Source organism: Priestia koreensis, assembly GCF_001274935.1.
Lineage (GTDB): Bacteria > Bacillota > Bacilli > Bacillales > Bacillaceae_H > Bacillus_AG > Bacillus_AG koreensis.
Genome location: NZ_LILC01000037.1, coordinates 127,928 through 150,962, shown reverse-complemented (window position 1 = coordinate 150,962; position 23,035 = coordinate 127,928). Strand labels below are relative to the sequence as shown.

The 23,035-nt window shown below is 41.0% G+C and carries 17 protein-coding genes; 12 read left to right on the top strand and 5 right to left on the bottom strand.

What is annotated here, in order from left to right; genetic code table 11:
* Positions 1-9 precede the first annotated feature (9 nt).
* Positions 10-3,540 (top strand): S8 family peptidase, encoded by a 3,531-nt coding sequence (locus AMD01_RS22270; protein ID WP_053403647.1) that lies wholly within the window; start codon positions 10-12, stop codon positions 3,538-3,540.
* A gap of 44 nt (positions 3,541-3,584) precedes the next feature.
* Here the strand turns inward: AMD01_RS22270 and AMD01_RS22265 are convergent, their stop codons facing one another.
* The gene (locus tag AMD01_RS22265; RefSeq protein ID WP_083446668.1) at positions 3,585-4,310 is read right to left on the bottom strand and encodes a L,D-transpeptidase family protein; all 726 of its coding nucleotides are present in this window, start codon (positions 4,308-4,310) and stop codon (positions 3,585-3,587) included.
* Positions 4,311-4,542: 232 nt separating this feature from the next.
* Here AMD01_RS22265 and AMD01_RS22260 point away from each other — a divergent pair, with 232 nt between their 5' ends.
* On the top strand, positions 4,543-5,682 hold the full coding sequence (locus tag AMD01_RS22260) for an S-layer homology domain-containing protein (RefSeq protein WP_053403646.1): 1,140 nt from the start codon (positions 4,543-4,545) through the stop codon (positions 5,680-5,682).
* A 510-nt stretch (positions 5,683-6,192) separates the two neighbouring features.
* Here AMD01_RS22260 and AMD01_RS22255 read toward each other — a convergent pair.
* On the bottom strand, positions 6,193-7,107 hold the full coding sequence (locus tag AMD01_RS22255; protein ID WP_053403645.1) for an accessory Sec system S-layer assembly protein: 915 nt from the start codon (positions 7,105-7,107) through the stop codon (positions 6,193-6,195).
* A 27-nt stretch (positions 7,108-7,134) separates the two neighbouring features.
* Entirely contained in the window at positions 7,135-9,492 is a 2,358-nt protein-coding gene (gene secA2 / locus AMD01_RS22250) for an accessory Sec system translocase SecA2 (protein ID WP_053403644.1), read from the bottom strand.
* A 405-nt stretch (positions 9,493-9,897) separates the two neighbouring features.
* Here secA2 and AMD01_RS22245 point away from each other — a divergent pair, with 405 nt between their 5' ends.
* Entirely contained in the window at positions 9,898-10,953 is a 1,056-nt protein-coding gene (locus AMD01_RS22245) for a glycosyltransferase family 4 protein (RefSeq protein WP_053403643.1), read from the top strand.
* A gap of 82 nt (positions 10,954-11,035) precedes the next feature.
* Here AMD01_RS22245 and AMD01_RS22240 read toward each other — a convergent pair whose 3' ends face one another.
* Positions 11,036-12,052, bottom strand: a complete 1,017-nt coding sequence (locus AMD01_RS22240) for an LCP family protein (RefSeq protein ID WP_053403642.1) — start codon at positions 12,050-12,052, stop codon at positions 11,036-11,038.
* Between the two features lie 377 nt (positions 12,053-12,429).
* Positions 12,430-13,065: a YigZ family protein gene (locus AMD01_RS22235; RefSeq protein WP_053403641.1), complete on the bottom strand. Its 636-nt coding sequence runs from the start codon at positions 13,063-13,065 to the stop codon at positions 12,430-12,432.
* A 442-nt stretch (positions 13,066-13,507) separates the two neighbouring features.
* On the opposite strand from AMD01_RS22235, the gene AMD01_RS22230 reads away from it, so the two are divergent.
* The 9 genes from AMD01_RS22230 to AMD01_RS22190 all read left to right on the top strand — a co-directional run bounded on the left by AMD01_RS22230 (position 13,508) and on the right by AMD01_RS22190 (position 22,814).
* Positions 13,508-14,662, top strand: a complete 1,155-nt coding sequence (locus tag AMD01_RS22230) for a sensor histidine kinase (RefSeq protein WP_053403640.1) — start codon at positions 13,508-13,510, stop codon at positions 14,660-14,662.
* Positions 14,663-14,714: 52 nt separating this feature from the next.
* Positions 14,715-15,398, top strand: coding sequence for a response regulator (locus AMD01_RS22225; RefSeq protein ID WP_053403639.1), 684 nt, complete (start codon positions 14,715-14,717; stop codon positions 15,396-15,398).
* A gap of 208 nt (positions 15,399-15,606) precedes the next feature.
* The gene (locus tag AMD01_RS22220) at positions 15,607-18,018 is read left to right on the top strand and encodes a hypothetical protein (protein ID WP_157052824.1); all 2,412 of its coding nucleotides are present in this window, start codon (positions 15,607-15,609) and stop codon (positions 18,016-18,018) included.
* Positions 18,015-18,266: an EscU/YscU/HrcU family type III secretion system export apparatus switch protein gene (locus AMD01_RS22215; RefSeq protein ID WP_053403637.1), complete on the top strand. Its 252-nt coding sequence runs from the start codon at positions 18,015-18,017 to the stop codon at positions 18,264-18,266. The genes AMD01_RS22220 and AMD01_RS22215 overlap by 4 nt, the downstream gene beginning before the upstream one ends.
* The gene (locus tag AMD01_RS22210) at positions 18,263-18,712 is read left to right on the top strand and encodes a YaaR family protein (RefSeq protein WP_342667010.1); all 450 of its coding nucleotides are present in this window, start codon (positions 18,263-18,265) and stop codon (positions 18,710-18,712) included. The genes AMD01_RS22215 and AMD01_RS22210 overlap by 4 nt, the downstream gene beginning before the upstream one ends.
* A gap of 181 nt (positions 18,713-18,893) precedes the next feature.
* Complete coding sequence (locus AMD01_RS22205) at positions 18,894-19,736, top strand: DegV family protein (RefSeq protein WP_053403636.1); 843 nt, start codon at positions 18,894-18,896, stop codon at positions 19,734-19,736.
* Between the two features lie 413 nt (positions 19,737-20,149).
* Positions 20,150-21,625: an ATP-dependent helicase ComFA gene (locus AMD01_RS22200; protein ID WP_083446667.1), complete on the top strand. Its 1,476-nt coding sequence runs from the start codon at positions 20,150-20,152 to the stop codon at positions 21,623-21,625.
* Positions 21,618-22,316 carry a ComF family protein gene (locus AMD01_RS22195; protein WP_053403635.1) on the top strand — a complete coding sequence of 233 codons (699 nt, stop codon included), beginning with the start codon at positions 21,618-21,620 and terminating at the stop codon, positions 22,314-22,316. Before AMD01_RS22200 ends, AMD01_RS22195 begins: the two co-directional genes overlap by 8 nt.
* 81 nt (positions 22,317-22,397) lie before the next feature.
* Positions 22,398-22,814 carry a TIGR03826 family flagellar region protein gene (locus AMD01_RS22190; RefSeq protein WP_053403634.1) on the top strand — a complete coding sequence of 139 codons (417 nt, stop codon included), beginning with the start codon at positions 22,398-22,400 and terminating at the stop codon, positions 22,812-22,814.
* Positions 22,815-23,035: the final 221 nt, after the last annotated feature.

Sequence of the window (23,035 nt, the reverse complement as noted above, 5' to 3'; positions counted from 1 at the left end):
GAAAATGAAATGAAGCGTTTTGTAAAACAGTGGGTTGCCTTAGGTGTTACAACAAGTTTAGTTGGAGGAAGCCTTATGCCAGGTGTTTCAACGGCCGTAGAAAAAGAAAAGCTGTTGGCCCCGAAAAAAGTTAGCATTTCCGCTCTTAAAAAACAGGCAGAGAAGCTAGGGTTAAATACAACAAAAGATCAGACTCCTTTTAGCACCGATACAATTGTTGTTAAATACGATCGACCGCTGTCAGCTGCTGATCACGCGCGTGCTGGTGCAATGGTCATCAAACAAATATCGAGTTTAAAATATGCCATTGTGAAAATTAAGAAAAAAGGCGATATCAATAACGTATTAAAAGCGTATCAAAAAAATTCGAAGGTGCTCTCAGTAAGTCCGAGCGTTAATTATCAGCCGCTTACAGGTTCTGCAGACCTAAAAGTGAATAAACAATATTATCTTTCATTATTAGAAATCGCGAAGGCGCAAAAATTAGCAGGAGCAAATAAAGTAAAAGTAGCGGTGATTGATTCAGGTGTGGACTCTAATCACCCTGAATTAAAAGAGGCCTTGCTTCCTGGATACAATGCGGTAAATCCAATGAATCCAGCGTCCCCACATTTTCACGGTACGCATGTGGCGGGAATTATTGCAGGGGAAAAAGAGAATGGTGTAGGTGGTTATGGTGTTAATCCAAACGCAAGTATTCTTCCAATTACCGTTATGGATAATGGATTTGGATCAGATTATCTGGTTGCAGAAGGTGTTTTATATGCTGTGGAGCATGGTGCAAAGGTTATTAATATAAGCCTCGGCTCACCTTACTCGTCACCTCTTCTCCAAGAAGCAATTAAAACAGCTATTGATAAAAATGTCACAGTAGTAGCAGCGGCAGGAAATGATGGAATAGCGCATAGAGATTATCCAGCGTCTTACGAAGGGGTCATTAGCGTAGGATCTACAAATAAAAACAATCAGTTATCCTCGTACTCCAACTATGGTTCCTCAGTGGATTTAGTTGCTCCAGGTGAGGACATTTATTCATCTATTTATTATGAAGGAAAATCAGGGTTCGCTAATTTAAGCGGCACGTCTATGTCATCACCAGTTGTCGCAGGTGCGGCGTCATTATTACTCTCTAAATACCCAAATTTAACTCCAGCACAAGTTGAGTACGTATTAGAGCATACGGCAAAGGATTTAGGTGCAAAGGGTTATGATACAAAGTTCGGAAACGGACTTGTGAATCCCGTTGGAGCTCTACAGTATGACATGAAGAAAATCCCGGCTTCTGTTCAAAATCCGAAAACAGAGCAACAAATTTTAGCAGCGGCGCAGCAGGTTGAATTAAAAGATGAGCTTATACAAGAAGGAGCTCTTACAAAACCAAACGAAGAACAGTGGATGAAGTTTGATGTCAAAAAAGGAGAGTATATTCAAACCTCGCTGTTGGGATCAGATAACTATGATTACAAATATAAGCTTCACCTTTATTCAAAGGACGGTAATGATGTAAAAGAAGTGGATCAAGTACAGGATGGAAAACAGGAAGGGAAATTGTATAAAGTTCCTGCGGATGGAATTTTAGCGATCGGTGTGAAGGATACAAACGGAAACTACGATAACTCCGGAGCTAAAAAATCAACGTATAAGCTGTCGCTAAAGCGCTTAGAAGCAGTGCCAGAAGATCATATTTCCCTTGCGAATCCACTTGAAATAGGTGCACTTCCGTATCAATCAGGGAATCAACAGCTAACGTTTAGTGGAGAGAAAGGAGACAATGATTTCTTTAAGTTAAAAGTAGACGAGCCTCAAGTAGTAAAAGTAAAGCTATCAGCTGTAGCGGGCGTAAATTCAAGTATTCAGGTGTACGGATCGGATGATTTAATGGTGCAAACAGATGAAAATACCCCGCCCGTTCCCATTGATGAAAGTAAATTAGACGACGAGGCTATGCCAATGTTTGTAGCAAATGTGAATGGTACTAGCGAAGGGGAAACGTTGGCTTTTAAAGCGATTCCAGGTCAGGACTACTATGTTCGCATAACGAATAAAGCACCTTCTTTCTTTGGAATAGAAGACTTCGCCATGAATTTTGATCTAATGTTTGGAGGAGAAGATCCTGAGGAATCTGCGCTTCCATACCAGCTGTCGATAGAAGGAAAAGTTCTTCCAGAAGATGAAGATGGACTACCGGTTCATCGTGATCTACCAGAGGATGGGGTCGAAAAAGGAAAGCTTACGGTTAAAGAGTATGCAAAGAAAAAAGAGGAAGTCATCAAAGGAATTACGGCCGATAGTTCGGATGACGCTAAAGAAGCAGAAAATGAAGAAGAACAGTTTCTTAAAGATCTTCAAGCAGGAGCGCAGCCTCATAAGCTAGGTGAAACAAATGCTAAGGGCTATATCCAAAGCTTAGAAGACGAAGACTGGTTTGCGATTACACCGGAGCGTACTGCTATTTATGATTTTACATTTAATAAAGATGAAAACGTTCCGATGTTTGAAATTTATCGACTTGCTCAGTATGAGGAAGATGGGAAGAAGATTGAAATGCTAGAGCCTGTTACAGCAAATTTAGACTACTTTTCACCTTTCCGACGCGTAAATGAACGTATTAGCGTAGGCCTGCGTAAGGGTGAGAAATACTTTGCCGTAGCCCGAACGCCTTTTGAAAACCAAACGTTATCATTTGATCCATACGAGCTGTCTTCAAAGCTCGTAGTAGACAACCCTGAAGATAAGTATGAAGACAATGATGCTCCTGAAAAAGCGAAGACAATACCTGAAGGAACGATTACAGGGAACTTTGCGTTACCAAATGACGTAGATTTTTATTATGTAAGTGCTAAACAAACAGGTATAAACGGTGTGTTCTATAAGCAGCAGGAGCTCACAAAAGAGCTAGCCGATAAGTACCCATCAAGCCTTTTAAATGAGGCATATGGCATTCCAGTAATAATTGAAGATACGAATAATAATCGCAAGATTGATGATACGGAGTTAGATAAAGTTCGTTTTGTGGAGAAAATGAGCCTTAATAACTCTATTTACGGATCGTTCCCAACAAAAAAGGGGAAAAATTATTTTGTTGGTCTTTTACCTTTTGTTAACAGCTCCACCCAAGCAAGCGTCATTCCATATGATTTTACAGTCAGAAACGTTTTGACGAAAGATGAGGATGCAGGCTCAGTGGTGAGAAATAATGTTCCATCCAAGCCGCTCGAATTAAAACCGGAAGCTCCTGGTTTATGGACAGCAAAAGGGCATTTGAATGCAGGTATTACGCACGGGGATAAAGACTGGTACGTCCTTAATCTTAAAAAAGCAGCAAAAGGAACGATGACGTTTGAATTTGGAGGGGAAATTGATGGCGTCATATCCTTGTATAAAGATGGAAAGCTGCTTTCTACATCTAATCATTATGTAGATGGGGATGCTGAAATTATGCCGTTTAACTTAGGAAAAGGAAAATACCACATTGAAGTAAAAGACGTAAACGGAAATTCAACCATCAATCCTTACAAGCTAAGCGTGAAGTTTCAATAATCATGAACATCCCCCTACGTAACATGCAGTAGGGGGATGCTTAATTAAGATAGAACAGACAGCAAGTTTGATTTTTCTGCTATAACAATTGCAGGGTGCTTTTCTGCTTCTAGTTTGTAAAGAAGAGGGAGAAAATCTCGTTCAGGCATGCTGACACACCCAGCCGTATGGGTGGTCGTTTGATTTGTTAGATGAATAAAAATAGCGCTTCCTTTGCCTGGAATGATCGGATCTTCGTTATAGTTTACAACAATTCCATACTTATAAAGAGGATGGTTCATCCGCTCAAACGATTCCCATCGTTTTTCAGGATTGCCGTTTTCGTGTACCCACGTATTGTAATCAGGTGATTCCACGTCATCTACCCAATAATCGTGGGGCGTTGTTTGACGATAAGGAATATGTAAGTCTGTCACCTCATGATGACCAAATGCGGTTCCAAGAGAAAACCCACCGATTGGTGACTTTCCATCGCCTTCTTGCTTTTGCGTGGTCATTCCGTGTTTCCCAATCAAAACGGAGATAGGCTTCATCACGCGTTTCCAGCTTCCATCTCGCTTTTCAAGAAATACAAGCGTTGCGTTAGACGTATGATCACTCTCAGCTGTTACGATTAAAAGCTGTTCTGCTTTCTGGAGGACCGGTAGAGTAGAGTTATTAATCTGTTTCTCCAGCTTTTTCTGCTGGCGAACATGCTTAGACAAGAATAAGCTTGTCACAACAGACAAAAAGCTGCCAAGTAATGCTCCGATAATCCACTTCTTTTTCATCAATTGCACCTCGTTTATGTCGTAGTATACGTTCTTATTTTACCTTACGATCCGAACATTTTGTTAACATTTGTTCACCTTATGTGCTAGGCATATAGTTAGAATACAACGAGTGAAATCAGTCGTTTAATTCTAGTATCTTCTAATTAATGGTGAGTAAATACCTATATATACTTTCTTGGTAAAATATTAAAATGGAGGTATAACATGAGAATAGGAGAGTTTAAAAACCATGAAAAAACTAGGTGTTACAGCCGCTTTGACCGTGATGCTTTCAAGTCAAATGATGATGTCCGCACATGCAGATACACTATTTAAAGATATTCAAAATTCAGGAATGAAAACGCAGATTGAAGCCCTAGCAAAAGCAGGAGCTATTTCAGGCTATAGCGACGGAACGTTTCATCCGAAAGAAAATGTGACGCGTCTACAGTTCGCGAAAATGCTTTCTCTGGCGATGAACTATCACTTAGACGCTGGAGCTGCAAAAAACTTTAAAGACGTTCCAACGGCTTATAAACCGTATGTAGGAGCTCTTTTAGATGAAGGTGTTACAGCAGGTGTAACGGCTACAACGTATAATTCAAATGCATATATTACGCGCCAAGACATGGCTACAATGTTTGTTCGTGCAATGGGATTAGAAGATTATGCAATGCTGTTTGATTTTGATTCAAAATTCAAAGACTACAACGTCATTGCAGGGCGTTCACAGGCGCAAGTTGCTTTTCTAGAAAACATTGGCTTCTTGTCGGGATCAAATGGGAAATTTAATCCGGGTGGTCCGTCTACAAGGGAAGCGGTCGCGAAATTTATTTATCAAATGAAATTTGAAGAGAATAAGTTTATGGAGCGCGCGCTCAATTTATTTGCACAAAACTTCTACTATGATGTTGTCAAAGTAGATTTAATTAATAGCGATGAAATTCAGCTTTATTACAAAGATGGAACGTCTGAAATGTGGGACGTATCGTTTATGCTAGAGGATATTGCTTCGACTAGCACATATGATAGCTTTGCGGCACTTGATGGAAGTGATTGGGTAACCTTTAATTCTTCTGATAAAAAAGAAATTGCAGGATTTATCGTGGAATATTGGGACAGTGCGTATAGCTACTTTAATTACTACGGAAAAGGGGACTACGACCAAGTCGCTTCTCAAGTAATTCAGAAGTTGAATACGTTCTACAGCACATCTGCTAATCGCAACACGGATGTTATAACGGCTGCTGAAAAAGTAGGTATTCAAAATGGGATCATAAAAGAAATTACAACTTCTAGTATTAGTAAAGCTAGTAAAGCGAAAATATCGGCTGCTTCCGTACACATGGAGAAACCGATGCACCAAGCGTCTATTCGTCGCCCGAAATAAAGAATAGTAAAAGCCCTCATGAGTCATTCGTGAGGGCTTTTTGTTATTCACAAAAAGATGATTAAAACCCTTTATTTTACATAAAGTAATTAGGTATATATGTTCAATACTTTTTAATTATATTTTTTATATATTGTGGTTTAATTAGAATATTTTTCTTCTATTAATTAATTTAGGTAAAATATATAATATTTTCATATTTTTTATTTGTAGAAATTGGTTCATGTGTTACAATACTTAATGTAATACAAACTCCTGTTTTGTTTTACATTTTGGCAAGCGAAGGTTGGTTTGTAGGCCAAGAAAGATGCTTTATGGATTCCATAGAGCATCTTTTTTGCTTTTTTATCCAAATTCTGTGTAAAAAATAGAGATTTTACTAATGAAATAGTAATAGTTCAATAGATTTAAGTCAAATGAAGAAAAAAAGGAAGAAGAAGACGTAGGTCTATTTGCATTATTTTTGAGCACAGTAAAAAGCGGCTGATCCAATGATCAACCGCTTTTTGTTTATTCTTCGTTTTGGATGGGCATAACTCTCCAGCGTGAGAAGTCGAGTTCGTCTTTTTTAATTAATTCATGAGGGAAAATAAATGTCCAAGGCTTCGTTGTATTTGCTTTTACTTCGAAGTCATCAAACTGAAAGCTTCCTTGTGCAATAATCTCACCACTTGCATCCTCCATTTGAAGAGGAAGGTGCTGAATTTGCATATTGCGGTCGCTACCGTTTCGGATTAACACCGTTACGTGCAGATCACGCTCTTCGTTTTGACCTGCTTGGAGGCCGTAGAAGTTTACTTCACCTTCTTGAGGTGGCTCTAGAGACTCAACGATTTGATGAAGCTTGTCCTGTTCGCTTTGTGGAAGAGAAGTCTTCCAGCTTTCAGGTAAGTCTAACTGATGCTTCACGGCTTTCTTAAGCTCGAATGCAAGCTTCCAGCCCTCTAGCGGGATTTCCTTTGCCAACAAGCTACCAGGCTCAAACAAAAATGCTGCTGGACGACTGCTGTTTTCTGGGATTTCACCAAGGTTTGATAGGTCGAATGCTTTTCTTGCTAGTACATCACCATTAGGTCCAACAAGTAAAAGTGTTGTTTCTTCAAACTTGATTGCCTTTGGAAGTGAATTTCGAATAAACGCCATAACTTGTATAAAGTTATCCTCAGGCTTTAAATCAATCCCTGATAGTGAAATTTGATTTGGCTTCAGCGGAGGAAGCTCATTGTTTAAATATTGGTACACATATTTATCTTCAGAATCCAAATTCCAAGAAGGATCAAATGATAAAGCTGTGTATACATCTTCGTCAGGAGCAGCTGTTAGCGGCTGCTCATTTAATAGGTCAGCTGAGGAGACTACGCTTTCTTGTCCAGTTGCTGCTACTTTTTCTTTGTTTTTACGCCATTTTTTTAGAAAAGATGCCATCGTTATTTCTCCTTTCAATTCCGTTCATTATTTTTCAACTAGAATATGTTCTACAAGTCCTGCGCACTGCAGGGAAACGCTCTTTTCATACTGCTTGTACATCATCGTAAATATAGCGAGCGCCTCATTTTGATAAAGGCGAATTGGATCTTCCTGTTGATATTGTCGCAACCCAATTCCTTCTTTTAAACGGGTCATGTCTTCTAAGTGACGTGTCCACGCATGATCTAAGAAAATGAGCATCGTTTGTCGTAGAGAAGATTGTACGCTTTCGTCTTCTTTATAAGGCTGAATTGCTTCAATATAAGCATCTAATGCTTCCTGAATGGTTTGTTCTATTTGATAGCGTTCATCGACTGATTCAGGTAGGGTGCATTTTGGAAAAGCAATCACTTGATTGATCTGCTCTTCTAGCTCCTTCAGCGGCCAAGAATCTGGATTTACTTCCTCAGAACAGTGAGCGTCTAGTTCTTCTTGAACCGCATGTTGAATCATCGGAATTACAAGCTCAACGCTATTTTTACCTTCTAATAGGTTGTTGCGGAGCTGATAAACGACATTACGCTGTTCGTTGATAACATCGTCAAGCTTTAAGTTGTATTCACGCATAGAGAAGTTGAAGCCCTCGACGATACGCTGAATTCGATCGGCGAAGTCGTTAATTTTATTGTTTAATACAATACCTTCTTCAGTTGTTTTTACAGAAGGAACAAGCTTCTCTAATTCCTCTGAGGCGAATCGGCGGAACATGTCATCTTCAAGTGAAATAAAGAACTGACTAGATCCAGGGTCTCCTTGACGACCTGCACGACCTTTTAATTGATCATCGATTCGTCTGCTTTCGTGACGCTCAGTACCTAAAACGTGAAGTCCACCTAATTCATATACTTTGTCACCGAGTAAAATATCTGTCCCGCGACCCGCCATATTCGTTGCGATTGTTACCATGCCTTTTTGGCCAGCTTTTGAGATAAGCTCGACTTCTTGCTCGACATTTTTCGCATTTAAGAGAGTGAACGGAATTTTCGCGTTTTCCAAATACTCCGCAACCTTCTCTGATTGTAGGATGGACGTTGTACCGATTAAGACCGGCTGTCCTTTGGCATGGCGCTCTTTTACTTCCTTGGCTACGGCTGTGTACTTGTCATGAGTGGTTTTGAATACTTTGTCACCCATATCTTCACGAATTTTCGGTTTATTCGTTGGGATTTGAATAGCTAGCATGCCGTAAATTTGTCTAAACTCTTTTTCCTCTGTACGAGCTGTTCCGGTCATCCCTGACAGGTTCGGGTACATACGGAAGTAGTTTTGAATGGTAATGGAAGCTTGTGTTTTGTTTTCTTCTGTTAGCTCTAGGCCTTCTTTGGCTTCAATTGCCTGATGAAGTCCATCACTTAAGCTACGGCCTTCCATAATACGACCTGTAAACATATCGACAAGGGCAATTTTTCCGTCTTTTACGATATAGTCAACATCGCGTTCAAAAATAACGTGAGCACGTACAGCTTGAATCATATAGTGATAAAGCGTTTGGTGCTCCAAATCGTATAGATTGTCGATGCCAAATGCACGCTCCACTTTTTCAATTCCTTCATCTGTTAAGCTCGTTGCCTTCGTCTCAGGATCAAACGTGTAGTCAACTTCGACTTTGAAACGTTTTGCAACGCCTGCTGCGATACGATGCAAGCTAATACTAGCGTTCATTTTACCGGCAATGATCAGAGGAGTTTTCGCTTCATCAATTAGTACACTATCCACTTCATCGATGATCGCAAAATGATAGGGACGCTGAATTCGTTGAGAGAGGTCTCCGATCATATTGTCACGAAGATAATCAAAGCCGAATTCTGTTCCTACACCATACGTAATATCCGCCGTGTAAGCAGCTTTCTTTTCCTCAGGTTCCATTTGGGGAACGTTCAATCCTACTGTTAATCCAAGGAATTGATGAATTTGGCCAATTTTTTCACAGTCACGTCTTGCGAGATAGTCATTGACGGTGATCACATGAACGCCTTTTCCTTCTAACGCACGAAGATAACTAGGAAGAGACGCGACAAGCGTTTTTCCTTCTCCCGTTGCCATCTCGGCAATATTTCCTTCCGTTAGAACAAGGCCGCCGATCAGCTGTACGTCGTAGTGACGCATGCCATGAATACGTTTTGCTGCTTCACGTACCACTGCAAAAGCTTCGACTTTAATATCATCAATGGTTTGGCCATTTTGTAATTTTTCTTTAAATGTGATGGTTTTTGCTTGTAATTCTTGATCAGATAAAGCTTCCATCGTAGTCTCTAGAGCATTAATTTGCTCGACTAATTTCCAATATGGTTTCAAACGACGATCGTTCGTATCTTTCCATGATTTTCTAAATAAAGATAACATATTCTCGTTGCTCTCCTTCATTAATTTCCTAACTTAGTATATCATGTAAAATCATATAAAAAAATGGCAATTAATTCTACTATTATGGTATATTAGTTAAAATATAACAACGTTAGATAAAAAACGTCAGCATCTTTAAAAAAGATGTTTGTTTTTAGGTAAAAAAGGGGGTATAAACTAGTACGTACATCATCTTTTTTGAGCCGCTTTAATCCTTCCTGTTTCTATCATTCTACAAAAATTACAAAAAAGATATTTTAACGATATGTACATATGTGATATAATCCATTCTGTGAAATTCTAACTTTTTTAACAGTATGTTTTTCGTGAGCTTTAAAAAAATATTGAAATTTAATGATGCAATTTATCCTGGAATGGTTATTCTAAATAATAAGGAGGGTCTATATGGATTATATGACCTTGTTGATTTGCTTTATAGCCTCCGTACTCGTAACGCCTCTTGTCAAAAAGCTCGCCTTTAAAATAGGAGCAACAGACAAACCGAACAATCGAAAAGTACATCAAAAAATCATGCCTCGTTTAGGCGGATTAGCGATATATATCAGTTTTTTAATTGGTTACTTTATCCTGACTCCAAATAGCCAATATGTGAAGGTAGATGCGATGTTAATCGGTAGTACCATCATCATCATTACCGGTGTGCTAGACGACATGATCGAGCTTTCAGCGAAGATCAAATTATTAGGTCAAGTGCTAGCAGCTGGGATCGTTGTTGTATATGGCGGCGTACAAGTGGATTTTGTTAACTTGCCTTTTGGCGGTACACTTGAATTTGGTTTTCTAAGCATTCCATTAACGATGCTTTGGATTATCGGAATTACAAATGCCATTAACTTAATTGACGGTTTAGATGGATTAGCAGCAGGTGTGTCATCAATCGTACTCATTACCATTTCTGGTATGGCGATTATGAAAGGTGACATGTTCGTTGCAAGTATGGGAATGATCGTTCTTGGTGGAACATTAGGATTCCTAGTGTACAACTTCCACCCGGCGAAAATTTTCATGGGAGATACCGGTGCTCTTTTCTTAGGGTATATGATCTCCGTCTTGTCACTGCTAGGGTTCAAAAACGTTACGATTATTTCTTTCATCGTTCCTGTTATTGTGCTTGGTGTACCGATTTCTGATACATTCTTTGCCATTATTCGACGCGTAGTGAATAAAAAACCACTATCTGCACCGGATAAATCACACTTACATCATTGTTTATTAAATCTTGGATATAGTCATCGCCAAACTGTGCTAATCATTTACGGCATGAGCGCAATATTTGGTTTAGCTGCTGTTATCTTCTCGAAAGTAACGATGTGGGGTTCATTCTTAGTATTAGCTATTTTAACCCTCGCCATCGAAATTATTGTAGAAAAGATCGGACTCGTTGGGAAGAACTATCGTCCAATATTGAATATGGTACGTGTGTTCAAGTTGCGAAATTGAAAAAGGCCCCAGAGCTTAGCTCTGGGGCTTTTTTGTATGACGTCAATAAAACAGCAAGCGACTTTTTGCCGCTTGCTGTGTGTTAATTTTGTTGTTGCTCAGGCTCAGTAGTGGATGTTTGAACCTCCAAATGCTTGCTTAGCGTATCTGAAATGTCGTTTACGGATTCATCATTTAGCTTGTAATAGTAAATGCCGTTGATTGTATCATCGTCACCTTTAATCGTGAAGTTCTCAATGTTAATATTGGAGCCTTCTGCTGCGTAATCATAGAACGATAATAATTCACCAAACGTTAAGTTCGTCTTCATGTTGTTTCCAACTGCTTCAATGAGATCTCCGTATTTCCCGATGGAGCTGATGTTTGCGGCTTTTGAGATCATGGCTTTCATAATTTCCTGTTGACGCTGCCCGCGGTAGATATCACTGTCTTGTTTGCGGGTACGGGCAACAGCAAGCGCTTCTTCACCGTTTAACACTTGTGTTCCTTTTTTCAACACGATGGCGTTATGCTTATCGTGTGAGTTTTTCTCGACCATATCATACGGAACATCAAATTCAATGCCGTCAAGGGCGGACACAATTTCAATAAATGCTTTAAAGTTGATTTTTACATAGTAGTCAACCGGTACGTGAAACAGGTTTTCGACTGTATCAATCGTTCCAGCGGTTCCACCTGAGACGTATGCGTGATTGATCTTCGTGCGACGATCCTCTTTTGGAATGTACACGCGAGAGTCACGCGGGATACTAACCATTTTAACGGATTTATCTTTTTTATTAAATGTTGCCAAAATTAAGGCATCTGTTCTCGTATTGTTCCCGAACTTTCGAGAGTCGCTATCATCGACACCCATAAACAAAATAGAGAAGTTGTCTTTCTTCGGGTCAACTTGCTTATCACGAAGAGGTGATTTGTGTCGGTCACCGACTGCTTCAAATGAGTCGTTCACGACGGATTTTGCTTTGGCAAACAAATAGGAGCCATAAGCAGTGGCACTTAAACCAACAAGTAGGATTGGTAATGCAAACAGAAGAAACAGTCTCTTTCTGCGCTTTCGCTTGTTTACTTTCTTCTGATATCGCTTAAATTCAGGCATACAAGTTCTCCTTTATACAATTTTCGGTAGTTTGACCTTTTACAAAATATACAGAATTGCATGTCGCGCGCTTTTACTCCCAAACATCTCTTTGTTTTGTCGTTTGAAAGATATTACGCGGTTTTGAATAAGTGACAGAGAAAAGCATCTTCAAACTTAATCGGCTACAAACCCCACTTTTTTTAAAAAAGTGGGGAGCAGCGCAGAGCATTTTACCACAGAGTGGTTTAAGTATGTATGAAAAAGATTTTCTTTTTTCATCGCTTTATTTTTATGATATCGTCTCTATTCATTCATTGTCAAAAATCTTTACAGAAGCACTGCACGTCGCGATGCTAAATTACATTGTACATAATTTTTTCATATTCGTAAATCATTCATTTTACGTCTTGTTCAAGGTAGGTTTGCGTGCCTTCTTCAATAGTTGCTTGGCCGTTTGTTAGGTCTGTCATCCAAGCTGTGAATGCCTCTGTTTCAGCTTCTTCGACATAGGTTTCAATCTCGACTGCGTCTGCATAGTGAATCTCTTTTACGTCATAAACAGAGGAACGAAGCTCGTTTTCAAGCTTGCCAAGCCACGTATAATCGACTTTTGTATGCATAACCCGCATGAGCGTGCGTTTAACGATGCCAATGGCCTGAAGACCTTCAGAAACAGAGCCACCGTACGCACGAACGAGTCCACCTCCGCCGAGCTTAATGCCACCAAAATAACGTGTTACAACGACAACAGTATCCTTTAATCCTTTCTTTTTCAGCACTTCTAGCATCGGTACGCCAGCCGTGCCGCTCGGTTCACCGTCATCGTTCGCTTTTTGGAACTGGTCGTTCTCTCCAATTAAGTAGGCAGAACAGTTATGCGTGGCGTCACGATGCTTTTTCTTGATCTCTTGAATAAATTCCTGTGCCTCTTGTTCAGTAGTTGCCCGTTTTGTATGACAAATAAAACGTGATTTTTGAATAATGATTTCATGTTCTCCGTATTCTTTTACGGTATAATAGTGAGGTAACATTAGGAAAGCCTCCTTCAATTTGTGAGTTATATTTTGGGAAATGTGGGTATATAGTAGATGTCAAATTCTCTATTCTGACAGACATCCGTATTTTAAACAAGAGGTTGTTCTCTCTGGAACGCACACTGGTTTAGCCTCAGAATGTTGAACAGGATAGTGAATCGGTTTCGCAATGTTATGTCGATTTTTAACGAATCCTGTAACCTTTCTTTATTATAAAGCGTCTATTATACATGCTGCAAATAACGACATCAGCGCTGAGTTCATTTTTCATGCTAGTTGGGGAAGCGATTTGTACATGATAAGGTAAAGGAAACCTTTTTTTCAAAAAATAGTGGATCTATCCTTATAAAGACAGCTCTTCACACGAAAGGTATAAGGACACTCTGTGTGTATACCACTGAATGAGTTTTCAGCAAGCAACCTTGCATGAGGTGACAGTATGGCAAAAAAACGATTAACAGGCGAATCGCTTGATTTAATTTTAGACAATATTATTCAAACCGTAGATGACAGCAAAGGTGAAATCTACTTAATTGCAGAAGATGCAAGACAAGAGTATGAACGAATTAAGAAGGAACTAGATGATCTAAAACAGCAGGTATTATCAACGATTGCTGAAGGAGAGAAGTTAGAGCTCCACGCAAGACTTGCTCGTAGACGTCTGTCTGAAGTAAGTCGTCATTTTAAAATCTACTCTGAGCCTGAAGTGCGCGACGCGTATGAAAAGGCACATGAGCTACAAACGAAGCTTTTAATGAATCAGCAGAATGAGCAACAGCTGAGACAGCGTCGGGATGAGTTAGAAAGACGATTAAAAGCGCTATCTGAAACGATTCAGCGTGCCGATCATCTCGCTGGTCAAATTACGGTCGTATTAAATTACCTAAACAGTGATTTGAAGCAGGTCGGAGAGATCGTTGAGGACGCGATTGAAAAAGAATATTTCGGATTCCGCATTATTGAAGCACAGGAAGAAGAGAGAAAACGACTTTCTCGTGAAATTCATGATGGTCCCGCTCAGATGTTGGCGAACGTTATGCTTCGCTCAGAGCTCGTAGAACGTGTATATCGCGAACGAAGCCCTGAGGAAGCCCTACAGGAAATTCGGGATTTGCGAAAAATGGTAAGATCTGCTCTTTATGAAGTGCGTCGAATCATATATGATTTAAGACCGATGGCACTTGATGATTTAGGCCTAATTCCCACATTACGCAAATATCTAGCCACAATTGAGGAGTACAACAACGGAAATCCGCGAATAACGTTTATTTCCATTGGACAAGAAGTCCGAATTCCTTCAAAATTGGAGGTAGCATTATTTCGCCTTGTCCAAGAATCTGTGACTAATGCACTAAAGCATGCAGAAGCTTCGGAAATACAGGTTAAGATTGAAATTTCCAAAAACCATGTTATTCTTTTAGTGAAGGACGATGGAAAAGGATTTAAAATCGAACAAAAGAAGGAAGATTCCTTCGGATTAATCGGAATGAAAGAACGAGTTGATTTATTAGATGGAAAAATCAATATCAACTCTCGTGAAGGCAAAGGCACAACCATTTTAATTCAGGTGGCCTTGTCACAAACATTAGAATGAAAATGAGTAGTTAAATACATGAGGTGTAGGTTGTGTTGGGGAGGAGTAACGCATGAAAACGAATATTGTTATAATTGATGATCATCAATTATTCCGTGAAGGTGTAAAACGAATTCTAGATTTTGAACAGGATTTTGAAGTCGTAGCAGAAGGTGACGACGGTTCAGAAGCTCTTCAATTAGTAGCAGAGCATAACCCTGATGTAGTCATTATGGATATTAATATGCCATCTGTGAACGGTGTAGAAGCAACAAAGCAATTAGTAGAAGATAACCCAGAAACAAAGGTTATTATCTTATCAATCCACGATGATGAAACATACGTGACGCACGCTCTTCAAACGGGAGCACGCGGTTACCTATTAAAAGAAATGGATGCAGATGCACTGATCGAAGCAGTCAAGGTTGTCGCAGAGGGTGGTTCTTATTTACATCCGAAAGTAACGCATAGTCTTGTAAAAGAATATCGTCGTTTAGCACAACAAGGCCAGTCTTCAGCAGTTGGGTTCGAGGAAGTTGAAATTCGTCGCCCACTACATCTATTAACTCGTCGTGAGTGTGAAGTTCTTCAATTACTAGCAGACGGTAAAAGTAACCGTGGTATCGGAGAATCATTATACATTAGTGAAAAAACGGTTAAAAACCATGTAAGTAACATTCTTCAAAAAATGAACGTAAACGATCGTACGCAGGCTGTAGTAGTAGCGATTAAAAACGGTTGGGTAGAAGTTCGATAAAAATAGGAAAAGCCGGGCTCTGTTGAGTCTGGCTTTTTTTGTCTAGTTATCTATTACCCCCATGGATGCAGAATACGCGTGAAAAACGGCCTATCCTAAAAATCCGCACTTTTTACCCACCTACTTATGCACGAATTTCCAATTCTCTCATATAATTTTTTCAAAACCATCCGATAGTAAAAAGGACGAATTCGAACGAACCTGGAGTGTGGTAGCAGTGCAAATTCAACCGAACTTTGGTAATTACGGGCTTCCATCTGGAAAAGGGGACCCTCTCATTGGAGTAGGAGACACCGTAAAAGTAAACATCCAGAAAGTACTTAGTGATAATGAAGCCATCGTCTCGCTAAATGGACAGGCTGTGAAAATAACCATTGATGGAGATCTTAAAAATCAAACAAACGTTTATTTAAAAATAAGGGATATCCCAGCAGAAGGGCAGTGGAAGGGAACGATCGTAGAAGCGCCAGCTGAAAAGTCTTTTCCCTCAAACCTGCTTCAGAACGTACTTGAAGGAGGTACCTCAAAGGACGTTCAGCAGCTCCTTTCGACGTTAAAAAAGGCGGGCTATCCAATAAATGAAACAACGCTTCGGAAGGTAGCGGTATTACTATCTCAAACGAACGGGACGCCAAAAGAAAAAATAGAAGCAATTGGTATGATGCTTGATAAAAAATACCCGCTTGAAAGTCGATTTTTCCAACCGATTATGGCTGCGCTTTTTGGGAAAGAGACGCCAAAGATCATGAATCCTTCCGTGCCATTACCTGAACTAGAGAGTTTAGTAGCGGACGTGATTCAACAAGCTGAACTAGGCAAAAAGGAACGTGTTACTCAGCAGGAAGAAGGAAGTCCAGCTGCCCCCATGAGCGAAAAAACCTCCGAGGGGAAAGACATTCATGAACGGATGATGAGCACGAAACCAAAAGAAGAGCCTGTGGCATTTGATCAAAAAGATACCCCGCGTTCGATCAAAACAGAAACGTTGCCAAAAGCACAATCAGAACGCCTTTTTTTGCATACTAGTAAGAATGAAGTGGAACCTACGCTTTCTTTTACGAGAGCTCCAGCAACAGCTGTCTCTAAGGTACCTGAACCTCAAAGGTCATTTCAGCAGCAGCCAAGAGCGGAACAAGTGATCAAGCAAAGCGCTCAGCGGATGAAAACAGCGTCCATCGAACAAAGTCATGGCGAAGAAGAGAGCAAAATCCTAGAAAAAGAGTCGGCTCCTTTAATGGTAAGAGGAGAGGTTATCGCTCCTACTAAATTGGCAAACATGAGAGATCCAGAGAGTGCCGATTATTTTGCACCGCGGGATCTAACACTGCAGGAGCCACTTGAAACAGAAGTAAGTAACAAAGGTGATGAAACGTCAGAGACAGACAGTGACTTAGGAGAAATGAAGGATCAGAAACCGAAGACTTCAGCGCCACAGGAGTCACTTAAAATAGAAGTAGCGAATACGCGTGACGAAACCCAAGAGACAAGCAATGATTTAGGAGAACTGATGGACTTGGCACCAGAAACAATGTTAGATTCTACGCCAAAGCTTTCATCGGAAACAAAGAATGTCATTGTAACGTTTATTTCAAAGGAGCTTCAAGAGGCAACAAAGCAGTTTTCGAGTATGAAGCGCTCCGTTGAGGGGAGTCTTCAGCATATTGAACAGAAACTGCCAAGTGCACCACCAGAGCAGGCGAAAAAATGGCTCGATACGACGATTAAAAAGCTTGATCAAACACTTATAAAGAGTGACTTTATGCTTTATGCGGATATGAAGACAGAAAAGAATGTGTTAGAAGCGAGCACGCTTTTGCAGCAAGCGAAAAAGCAAATTTCTCTTGGAAACACAGCTGAGGCAAGCAAAATCGTACAGCAAGTAAAACAGCTCATCACATCAGCTGACTATAAGCCTTCTCAAGTCAAAATGGTGCACCTCGTGCAAGAACGACTGCTAACAAAAAATGAAAGTCATCGACCTTCTCTTACTCAAGATTCCGCGACTCCGCGACAAGTGTATGAAACTCTTCGGAAAACGGGTCTTCAAGACGAACGTGAGCTTTGGCAACGTGCGGTTTTAAAGCAAGGAAGTGCAGTACAGCAGAGCGTAAAGCAGGCATTGCTTTCAAGTACTTCTGAAGCTAGTGGAAAAGCAGTCACACAAGCTGAACAGGCGGTTCAGCATATTACGGGTCAGCAGCTTTTAAGTAAGCAGGATCAGGGTGGAAACATGCAGAGCTTGTTTTTTCAACTACCGGTTTTACTGCAAGCAGAAGCACAGGATATGAAAATTTTTATTCAATCGCAAAAAAATGAAGGGACAATTGACTGGCAAAATTGTAGTATGTATGTAGAGTTTGAAACAGCGAAGCTTGGTCGAATGGGTATTTTATTAACGATTCAAGACAGAGATGCTACGCTTACCTTAAAGCATGATCAACCAGATCTACTCGAAAAAGCAACCGGGTTAGCTGAGCAAATGAAAAAGGGGCTCGGATACTTAGGGCTCCGCATTACAAGCGTTCAGCAGCAAGCGTTTCAATCAGTAGATGGGGATGTAACGAAAGAACAATCGACTTCTGTTCGTGAAACGAAGGAAGGGTTTGATTATCTCATATGAATTATTCAAAAAATGGACAGTCGCAAAACAAATCGGTGGATGATTCATTAGCCGCAGAAGCAGCGTCTAAGCAAGTGCTTCGATTTGCGGAAGAACACAAAGTGGCCATTCAGCGCGATCCGCTCTTGATGAAGGAGTTACTACAAGTCGATCTAGGAGAGCGTGTCCCGCCCCAGCTTTACGCGGTAATCGCCGAGCTGTTTGCGTTTATTCACCAGGTGGAAAACAGTGACGAGAAAACGGAGTGAGTGATGATATGGAAGTTCAGCGCGTAAATCGACCTTCTCTTCAAGCCTCAAAGCTTCAAGGGAAGGAGCTAACGGATTCCGTTGGTTTTACAGAGGTATTAGGGAAGAAAAAACAGGAAGTAACGTACGAGCGCCTGCAGCGTATGATGGAAGACCTGAACGCACAAGGCGAGGTGCTTGCCAAAAATCATACGGTGGACGCACTGCGTAAATATAAGAAGCTTGTGAAGGAGTTTATGGACGAAGCGGTCAACAATGGTCTTGAGTTGAATCAACAACGAGATTTTAATCATCAGGGCGCTTTTTCTACTTATAAAACCGTTCGAGCCGTTGATCAAAAGCTAACAGAGCTGACCAATGAGGTGCTGAATAAGGAAAAAGATCATTTAGCCATCCTGCAAAAGATCGGTGAGGTACAGGGGCTACTTGTAAATATTTATACGTGAGAAAGTGGCGGCCGCTCACTTTCTTTTTTTATGGAGTCGATTCGCTTAGGGAGGAATAATGCAAAGGCTAGGGAAATATTGTACAATAGGAAAAGTGATTACAAGGACAAGACAAGCATGAGAATGTGAGTCTGACTGAAATAAAGATCTTTTTACAAAAATAAAAGGATGGAATAAACCAATGAAAACAGCCATTATTACAGATAGTACAGCCTATATTTCGAAAGAAGAACGTGAAAAATGGAATATCCGCATGATCCCATTGAGCGTCATCATCAATGGCGAAACCTATCGTGAAGACATAGATTTAGAAGCAGAGGAATTTTTTGAATTAGTTCGTGAACATAAAGCTCTTCCGACTACGTCCCAGCCACCGATCGGCCAATTTGTTGAGCTGTTCGAAGAGTTATCAAAAGACTATGACGCTGCGATTGTGATTACACTTTCAAGCGGCATCAGCGGTACATATCAAAACGTTGTCGCAGCAGGCAATATGGTAGAGGGCATTGACGTACGTGCCTTTGATTCTGAGATCAGCTGTATGGTACAAGGTTTTTACGCAATTGAAGGGGCAAAAATGGCGCGAGAAGAGCGTGATGTAAACGACATTATGGCTCGTCTTGATGAAATGATGCCATCTGTTCGTGCCTACTTTATGGTCGATGACCTCGGACACTTACAGCGCGGCGGTCGTTTGTCAGCAACGCAGGCAATCATGGGAAGCCTTCTACAAATCAAACCACTTCTTCACTTCGTCGATAAAAAAATCGTTCCGTTTGAAAAAATCCGCACGCGTAAAAAAGCGCTAAAGCGTATTTACGATCTGCTTGGTGAAGACGTGAAAGCAAAAGGTCCGATTCGCGCCGTCATTATTCACGCTAATCGTCCACACGAAGCAGAGGAAATTCTACAAGATCTACAGCAGCAATTCCCAACCGTCGAATTCAGCACCTCCTATTTCGGAGCTGTCATCGGTACACACCTAGGAGAAGGTGCAGTCGGAATTGGCTGGTATGAAAAATAAGTGACGAAACCATCTCGCATCGTGCGGGGTGGTTTTTTTAGTTGATAGATAAAAAGAGTGGGATGAGCGTGGTGTTTGGAGGAGGGGAATTTAGGATTTATCGAATGAAAAAGTGACTAGATCGATCAAATTTGGGGGTCTATCGGTCGAATGCGTGAGTCAATCGATCAAATTTGAAAGCCTATCGGTCGAATGCGTGAATGAATCGATCAAAATAGCGTATGTATCGATCAAATTGGAAAGCCTATCGGTCGAATGCGTGAATGAATCGATCAAATTTGAGAATCTATCGATCAAAATAGCATATGTATCGATCAAATCGGTAATCTCGGCAGTGACAGCGATAAATTACTGCTACTGCCTCAACTTGTCGTATAATAGAACCGAACGACAAGTAAAAGGAGTGATGCTTTGTGCGATTCGCACTTATAAATGATAAGCTTGTGCCCGAACCTCTTGTTGAAAAACAGTCTACGCTTCGATCCATTTCACAAATTCCTCATTGGAACACCCCAGCTTACAATCCTCATTTTTCATACTCACCTGAGCTTCAACACATTCTCGCTGGTAAGCAGCTTTTACTTGAAGAACTATCATTTTCTACGAATCAACTACACGAACACTACCAAAACGGATGCATATTCTATCGTAAGGGGATCGAAAATGATAGGTGCGAGCGCTGCGGGAATAGTAGCTCCTTTGGGCAGTTTCCGTGTGCGAGATGCAAACAAGATTGCCGTTATTGCAGGGTATGTTTGATGATGGGACGAGTAAGTGAATGCACGCCACTTGTTAGCTGGTCAGGGCCATTACCAGCAGCACAGACACCACCTGTTATGACGTGGTCCGGTACATTATCTCCACCACAGCAGGACGCCTCACAGCGAGTCATTGAAAGCATGACTAAGCGCGAGGAGCTGCTCGTTTGGGCGGTGTGCGGGGCAGGGAAAACGGAGGTGCTGTTTCCAGGAATTGAAGCCGCTTTGAAGCAAAATTTACGCGTATGCCTCGCAAGTCCACGAACAGATGTCATCATTGAACTAAAGCCTCGCTTACAGGCTGCCTTCTCACAAACGGACGTGATTGCCCTCTACGGCGGTAGCTCAGATTGCTTAAAAACCGCTCCCCTTGTGTTATCAACCACTCACCAATTACTTCGATACTATAAAAACTTTGATCTGATTATTTTAGATGAAGTCGATGCTTTTCCTTATACAACAGAACCCATGCTTCATTATGCGGTAAAGCAGGCGAGAAAGGACGATTCAGCGCTTGTGTATTTAACAGCCACTCCGAGTCTTCTTTGGCAAAAGGAAGTAGAACGAGGCAAACGGAATGCGGTGATGATTCCAGCGCGCTATCACCGTCACGCCATCCCGGTCCCCACCTTTCAGTGGTGTGGAAATTGGCGAAAAGCATTGAAGAAAAACAGGCTTGTCTCCGTGCTTGTAAAATGGCTGCAACAACGAATAAACGAGCAAAAACAGGTGTTTCTTTTTCTTCCTCAAATTAGCCTTATGGAGACCGTTGTTACATGTATCAAAACCTTCTGCTCATCCGTCGAAGGCGTTCATTCTGAGGACCCAAATCGTAAAGAGAAGGTGGCTCGTTTTCGAAAAGGTGAGATTCTTATTCTTGTAACGACAACAATCCTCGAGCGGGGAGTCACCGTTCCAAACATAGATGTTGCCGTATTAGGAGCTGAGGACGGTATTTTTACCGAAAGCGCGCTCGTACAAATTGGAGGACGTGTGGGACGAAGCGCCTCGTTTCCAACAGGGACGATTACATTCTTTCATTACGGAAAAACGCTGGAGATGAAGCGAGCCGTTCACCATATCAAAGCAATGAATAAGCTTGCGAAAGGACGCGGACTAATTGATGACTAGCTGCCTTATCTGTCATGACGTCATGCGTAACGTTCCTACGTGGCGTTTTCTCATTCAACGAGCAGAAAATGAACAGATATGTGCGGACTGCGCGGAGAAATTTGAGCTTATTAGTGGTGATACGTGTAGATGCGGACGATCACTTCTTCTTTTAGAAGCAGCGTATCAAGAAAACGGTCAGTGTCTAGACTGCAAGCGCTGGGAAGAAGGAGGAGATGCTCTGACGAAAAACGTGTCTCTTTATACGTACAATGAATGGATGAAAGACGTTATGGCAACCTTCAAATTTCGCGGTGATTATGAGCTTCGGGAGGCGTTTCGCGTAAAATGGATGAACGTGTATCAGCAATCATTTTTACCTTCTCATCTTGTCGTTCCCATCCCATTAAGCGCAAAACGATTATACGAACGAGGCTTTAATCAAGCAGAGGCGTTAGGAGAGCTGTTAGGAATCAAGACGCAAAACGCGTTAACACGCCTTCATAGTGAAAAGCAGTCAAAGCGGTCTAGAAATCAACGCCTGCAAAGTGAGCAAATTTTCTCGGTGCTCACTCCTGAAGTGGTACAAGGGACGTCTATTGTATTGATCGATGACATTTATACGACGGGAACAACGGTGAGGCTTGCGGCGCGGAGCTTACTTGAGGCCGGGGCAACAGAAGTAGCATCTTATACGCTTGCTCGCGGTTAGAAAATCTTTTTATAAAATGCTAAAGGTACAAGGCCAAAAGAACGATATAAAAAGGAGACGAGGAGAAAGGGAGAACGATTTATGAGTGAAGTTGCGAACTGCCCATCATGTAATCAGTTATTTATGAAGACTGCCTTTCGCAGTATGTGTGATTCGTGTCGTAAGGAAGAGGACCGTCAGTTTGATCTTGTGTATAGCTTTATGCGCAAGCGTGAAAACCGGATGGCAACTTCCCACCAAATCACAGATGCGACAGGAGTAACAGAGGAAATGATTTTTCGTTTTGTGAAACAAGGGAGACTGCAAATCACGAAGTTTCCGAATCTTGGCTACCCGTGTGATCAATGCGGCGCATTAATTTCACAAGGAAAAATCTGTGACGGCTGCCGAAATAGTCTACAGCGCGATTTAACATCTCTAGCGGATCAAGAAAAAAAGGAAGAATCACGACGCTCCAATCGAGGCGCTTATCATACGAAAAATTTTAACGAGTCATAAAATTTAAGAAAAAAGAGGAGGAGATAAAGCGATTTACTTGGAATAAAATAGGGTATTAGCATTTCTAGATCGCTAGACCTGTATCCTTAGATATAAGGAAGAAAATATAAGCAGGATAAAGGAAATAAGCGGTCGACGTATAATACACTATTAATAGGTGCAACGGCTTATCTTTGGCTCGATTTGTTAACTTTATGTGAAGATAACCGATATTATAGACA

What these genes read in the sequence shown, in the direction of transcription:
- AMD01_RS22270 (WP_053403647.1), top strand. Translation starts at nt 10, where the DNA reads ATGAAGCGTTTTGTAAAACAGTGGGTTGCCTTAGGTGTTACAACAAGT.
- AMD01_RS22265 (WP_083446668.1), bottom strand. Translation starts at nt 4,310, where the DNA reads ATGAAAAAGAAGTGGATTATCGGAGCATTACTTGGCAGCTTTTTGTCT.
- AMD01_RS22260 (WP_053403646.1), top strand. Translation starts at nt 4,543, where the DNA reads ATGAAAAAACTAGGTGTTACAGCCGCTTTGACCGTGATGCTTTCAAGT.
- AMD01_RS22255 (WP_053403645.1), bottom strand. Translation starts at nt 7,107, where the DNA reads ATGGCATCTTTTCTAAAAAAATGGCGTAAAAACAAAGAAAAAGTAGCA.
- secA2 (WP_053403644.1), bottom strand. Translation starts at nt 9,492, where the DNA reads ATGTTATCTTTATTTAGAAAATCATGGAAAGATACGAACGATCGTCGT.
- AMD01_RS22245 (WP_053403643.1), top strand. Translation starts at nt 9,898, where the DNA reads ATGGATTATATGACCTTGTTGATTTGCTTTATAGCCTCCGTACTCGTA.
- AMD01_RS22240 (WP_053403642.1), bottom strand. Translation starts at nt 12,052, where the DNA reads ATGCCTGAATTTAAGCGATATCAGAAGAAAGTAAACAAGCGAAAGCGC.
- AMD01_RS22235 (WP_053403641.1), bottom strand. Translation starts at nt 13,065, where the DNA reads ATGTTACCTCACTATTATACCGTAAAAGAATACGGAGAACATGAAATC.
- AMD01_RS22230 (WP_053403640.1), top strand. Translation starts at nt 13,508, where the DNA reads ATGGCAAAAAAACGATTAACAGGCGAATCGCTTGATTTAATTTTAGAC.
- AMD01_RS22225 (WP_053403639.1), top strand. Translation starts at nt 14,715, where the DNA reads ATGAAAACGAATATTGTTATAATTGATGATCATCAATTATTCCGTGAA.
- AMD01_RS22215 (WP_053403637.1), top strand. Translation starts at nt 18,015, where the DNA reads ATGAATTATTCAAAAAATGGACAGTCGCAAAACAAATCGGTGGATGAT.
- AMD01_RS22205 (WP_053403636.1), top strand. Translation starts at nt 18,894, where the DNA reads ATGAAAACAGCCATTATTACAGATAGTACAGCCTATATTTCGAAAGAA.
- AMD01_RS22195 (WP_053403635.1), top strand. Translation starts at nt 21,618, where the DNA reads ATGACTAGCTGCCTTATCTGTCATGACGTCATGCGTAACGTTCCTACG.
- AMD01_RS22190 (WP_053403634.1), top strand. Translation starts at nt 22,398, where the DNA reads ATGAGTGAAGTTGCGAACTGCCCATCATGTAATCAGTTATTTATGAAG.